This window comes from Leptothoe sp. PORK10 BA2 (assembly GCF_034932105.1).
In the GTDB taxonomy this organism is placed as follows: domain Bacteria; phylum Cyanobacteriota; class Cyanobacteriia; order Phormidesmidales; family Phormidesmidaceae; genus Leptothoe.
Map to the genome: position 1 here is coordinate 1 of NZ_JAYGIG010000198.1, position 3,852 is coordinate 3,852.

The window sequence follows — 3,852 nt, forward strand, 5'->3', positions numbered from 1 at the left end:
AGCATACGCAGTATGTGGTGGTAATGCCGATTGTGATCGCGGCGTTGATGGCGTTTGGGATTGTGCGGTTTGTGGGGTTAGGCACTGGCAATCAGAGCCTGTACATTTTTGGGGGTACGGCTCTGGTGGCCGGGATGACGATGAAGCAGGTGGGCCAGGTGAGAGGGGCGCGGAAGCGGTTGGGGCAGTGATTTAGGGACTTCCTACAAAAGAGAAATTGCACACTAGAATTGAGAAAAATCAGAGCCCACAAATCTAATGGCAGATGACTTATTAGGTATCGGAGAGGCAACTACGGCAATATCCAAGGGTGCGATGGGTTTACTGCAGGCGTTGCTTGGACCGGCAATGGAGGAGGCAGGGCAGATCTTTGCTGATCGGGTTAGATACTGGCGTTGGAAAAACGCACTCTCTATGCTGGAACAAGTGAATCAAACGCTTCTTGCCAAAGGCATTACTCCTCAGCAGATACCTCTTAAAACTCTCATGCCAATAATGGAAGGTATTGCAGTCGAAGAAGAGAGCGAAAATCTGAAAGCCAAGTGGGTTAATCTAATCAGCAATGCTGCTGCTGGGCAGTCAATTCATCCGAAATACATAAAGCTATTTTCAGATCTGGATAGTATAGATGCTATCGTCTTAGACACGGTTTTTTGTCTTCATGAATCTAAAGAAGATGACATGATAAGACAATATTTTGATTCATCCAAAGTGATGACAGAAGAACGGGAAGACAAACCTCTGTTTGATTATCCAGATAGTTATGAAGGAAACCTTGCTGTTGTTTTCATGGCGGAATACTTGAAAGATATTCAAGAGAAAAAACTAGACTACGAAATAGTTGCAGAAAGTATCAGATATCTTGAACAGCTTAATCTTTTAGAAAAAGGTGTAGAGGAATCTTACATGAGTGGTCGTCATTATCGTCGTCCTACACTGACAACTTTTGGTTTGGGGTTTCTAAGACTTGTTAGTGAACCTAAAAAAGCTATTTGAGTCACTTACTCGGTTTGGAAGCGATTACCCAAGTCGAGATCGCAACTCCTCAAACCCAACCTAACCCCCATCCCTGGGCAACTTAGAGCTGTTCGATACTGACAGGTCTGGGCCAATGATGGCGATTACCCACGCTGCGATCTCACTTATACGACCTGTTCTCTCCACCAGCTAGCCGCGACGGCAAAGTCTACGGTGTCGGTAATACAGGTAACGCCTGAGCGGGTGCCGTCCAGGTGCTCATAGTCGGCGACTGTAGCGCTGGCGAGTTCTTCAAACTCGGTGGTCAGGACTCGGGCGATTTTGCCATCCTGGAAGCTGACGACGATTTCATCGGTATCGGCGTCATAGCGAGCGGCGATCAGATCCTCTGGTCTGATGGCAGGAGCGACAATGACCGCATCGTGTAGGGTCTGGTTTGTATTCATTGGGTATCTCCGTAAATTGAATCCCAGACTTCCCAGGCTTGCTCCAGATTTTGGGCGAGCAGGTTGACGTACTCATCTATTTTAGAGGCTTTGATTTTTCCTGAGAGGATGTCGGTTTCGCCAAAGGATTTGCCGTAGCTGTCGGGGCCGCCGTCTTCGCGTCTGCCGAGGTAAATGCGAAGTTCCCAGTCTGGCCGGGTGGGGCTGGGTTTGACGTGAACGTGGGGCGGATGGTGGTCTCGGGTGTAAATCAGGTAGAGGATTCCGCCGAGTTTAAAGATGGTGACCATGGTGTTTTGGGCGGTGATATTTCAGCGGGAATTCTGACCCTACTGGTTATCTGAACGATTGTCTATGATGGCGATTACCCATGCTTGCATCGCAACCGCAGGCGCATCCTTACTACTCGGCACCGCCCAACCTCTGCCGTTGGCGTTAGCCGTCCTGGGTAGCCAGCTGCCGGACATCGACACGACGACCAGCATCATCGGCCAGGTCTTTTACCCGGTATCCAGCTGGATAGAGGACCGTTACCCACACCGCAGCGTCACCCATTCATTAGTGGCCACAGCCATGCTGACCGTGATCGCCCTGGGCATTGGCTTTGCTGTTGGGACGGTCAAACCATTTCTAGCCCTACCTCTGGGCCATATGCTGAGTTGCTTTAGTGACTGCTTTACCCGCCAGGGCGTTCAGCTCTTTTGGCCTGACCCCGCCTGGGCCATCAGCGTAAGCAACCCGAAGCGGCGATTACGTACGGGAAGCCCAGGCGAGTATTGGGTTTTATCGGCTGCTGTGGCGGTGCTGCTGCTGGGTATCTGGCTTGCCGGTGCGGGTGGTGTGACTGGTCAGGTTAACCAGGGCCTGGGTCTGCGAGATGGAGCGATCGCAACCTATAACGAAAATGCAGCGGCTCGGGAAGTCTACGCGGAAGTGACAGGCGTCTGGGCCGATGACCGCACCGATGCCAGCGGCCGCTATCTGATCCTCGATGCCGTGGGCAATGAGTTCATCGTTACCGATGGCCAGGGCGTTTACCAGACGGGTAAACAGCTGCTCGTAGACAAGCTGACGACGGCGACCGGCGAGGCGATGACGCGGACAACCCAGACGCTCACGTTGAGTGATGAGGATGCGGTATCGCGGCTGCAGGCGTTGCGGATGGCGAACCCGTCGGCGCGAGTTTATTTATCGGGTTCCATCACTGTGGACTTTCCCGAGGAGGTGCGACCCACCTCGCTACCACGGCAGCTGCCAGCGGTGGCGGTGGTGGGTGAGTCGGTGGAGTTGGCTTATTGTGAGTTGGAGGTTGCGATTGGGTTGTTGGGCGATCAGTGGGCGACGGGTGTGATGACAGCGTTATCACTCAGCAGTTGATTTTCTAGGTGCTTTTTATAAGCCGAATATGCTCTTAGCCGTAGCAGCCAAGAGTTGCATTAAGACCCCCATTCCTACCGTGTCACTTCTATCTTTAACTAATTTCATAGTCTTTTGCCAGACTGTTTGACTACGAGCCAAATCAGCAAATTCATGACCCTCCCAGGTAAGATTTGTAATTATTGTTCTCTTATTCTTCATGTCATTGACCACGCGGCCTTCTGCATAACCACCTTGAACCAATTGATAGCAGTGATAGGCTACTTTTTCTATCGAATAGCCTTCTATTTGAAAATGTTCTAGAAAGTTTTCATCTTCACCCTCTACCGCAAACACTATTTCACGGATAAGCTCCATATCTCTTTTCATCTCAGGTTGAACCTTAATAGGTGGGATTTTCAAGATTGTTGTTGTCCATCCTACCGAATACATATGTATTTATGTCTAGCAATCCTGAATGGGAAGGCTATATAAGCTGTTTGGGTTAGTTATCAGGCTGTGCGAGCTTTAATTCCATATGCGATCGCAACAATAACCGTGGCAGGCGTAGCCATCGCCCAACAGCCCAACATCATCACGCCGACCACTCCCCCAGAACAACCCAAGGATGAAGCCCCTCGCCGCCTCACCATTACCGTAGCCGTCGCTGACCCGGAAGACCTAAAGGTAGCCGAGGGCGATCTCATCACAGCCGGTGATCTGATTGCCGACCGCACCCGCGATCGCAACCGCCTAGAAGCCCAGGCCCGACAGCTAGCCCTAACGCTCCAACGCCTGGAGCAGTCCACCATTACGCCACCGCAACCACCACAGCCACCGCCTGCGATCGCAACCCCAACTTACCTAGAGCAAACCGCCGCCATCGACCGCGCCAAGGCCGAGGCGCTGATAACGGCTGAACATTGAGAGCTAAACTACCTGGCCCAGCTGCCCAATTTTGAGCAGGCCCAGTAAAACGAGTGTTAGAAATTCTTACGAGACAGACAGCCCCAATATTCTAAAGTGACAAAGGTGTCTGAGCATGTCGTTAGGTGACAAGAACCGTTCGCGT

At 51.5% G+C, this 3,852-nt stretch carries 6 protein-coding genes and 1 pseudogene; 4 read left to right on the top strand and 3 right to left on the bottom strand.

The window, feature by feature from the left end; translation table 11 throughout:
• Window positions 1-191 (top strand): annotated as a pseudogene (locus VB741_RS26095) (hypothetical protein); the annotation flags it as partial.
• 67 nt (window positions 192-258) lie between these two features.
• On the top strand, window positions 259-996 hold the full coding sequence (locus VB741_RS26100; protein ID WP_323368155.1) for an Abi-alpha family protein: 738 nt from the start codon (window positions 259-261) through the stop codon (window positions 994-996).
• Between the two features lie 146 nt (window positions 997-1,142).
• On the opposite strand, the gene VB741_RS26105 is transcribed toward VB741_RS26100, so the two are convergent.
• Both VB741_RS26105 and VB741_RS26110 read right to left on the bottom strand, forming a co-directional pair.
• Complete coding sequence (locus tag VB741_RS26105) at window positions 1,143-1,424, bottom strand: hypothetical protein (RefSeq protein ID WP_323368156.1); 282 nt, start codon at window positions 1,422-1,424, stop codon at window positions 1,143-1,145.
• Window positions 1,421-1,714: a hypothetical protein gene (locus VB741_RS26110; RefSeq protein WP_323368157.1), complete on the bottom strand. Its 294-nt coding sequence runs from the start codon at window positions 1,712-1,714 to the stop codon at window positions 1,421-1,423. Before VB741_RS26110 ends, VB741_RS26105 begins: the two co-directional genes overlap by 4 nt.
• A 64-nt stretch (window positions 1,715-1,778) precedes the next feature.
• Between VB741_RS26110 and VB741_RS26115 the strand changes: the two genes are divergently transcribed.
• The gene (locus VB741_RS26115) at window positions 1,779-2,801 is read left to right on the top strand and encodes a metal-dependent hydrolase (RefSeq protein ID WP_323368158.1); all 1,023 of its coding nucleotides are present in this window, start codon (window positions 1,779-1,781) and stop codon (window positions 2,799-2,801) included.
• Between the two features lie 15 nt (window positions 2,802-2,816).
• Here VB741_RS26115 and VB741_RS26120 read toward each other — a convergent pair whose 3' ends face one another.
• Entirely contained in the window at window positions 2,817-3,203 is a 387-nt protein-coding gene (locus tag VB741_RS26120; protein WP_323368159.1) for a DUF2513 domain-containing protein, read from the bottom strand.
• Window positions 3,204-3,299: 96 nt separating this feature from the next.
• Here VB741_RS26120 and VB741_RS26125 point away from each other — a divergent pair, with 96 nt between their 5' ends.
• The gene (locus VB741_RS26125; protein ID WP_323368160.1) at window positions 3,300-3,707 is read left to right on the top strand and encodes a hypothetical protein; all 408 of its coding nucleotides are present in this window, start codon (window positions 3,300-3,302) and stop codon (window positions 3,705-3,707) included.
• Window positions 3,708-3,852: the final 145 nt, after the last annotated feature.